We start from the raw sequence: 299 nt of genomic DNA, 5'->3' as shown, positions 1-299 counted from the left end.
GGGTGCGCCAGAACAGGAATGTAAGACCTGGAAGAACAGGGAAATTCCTCGATATAGCGGGACTGTTGGAAGCAGAAGGTTAAAATTGCTCCGTTCCGCTGCGCTCCATTCCGCAATTTTTTCGGTACAGACCGCCCTTTTTGCGCCACTTTCATCGTCAAGTAAAATCTTTACTGGAGCGTCGCAAAAACCCCGGAACCCGCCCCTCGCAAACCGCCACATTCACCCGCAAAATAAAGCACCGTGGGGAAAATGCTTTTGGCAGATGTACCAGCCTTACTAGCGTAACATTTGCAACA

1 protein-coding gene is annotated in these 299 nt (G+C 50.2%); it reads left to right on the top strand.

The genetic code is table 11. From position 1 onward, the window contains the following. Positions 1–283, top strand: a 283-nt coding sequence (locus tag ACYVTD_RS19040) for a hypothetical protein (protein WP_461249143.1), incomplete at its 5' end; no start/stop codon positions are given. Positions 284–299: the final 16 nt, after the last annotated feature.

The sequence above is a fragment of the Treponema sp. R6D11 genome (assembly GCF_054786075.1).
Note: the sequence above shows the minus strand (reverse complement) of the source record. Positions and strands in the feature narration are given on the sequence as shown.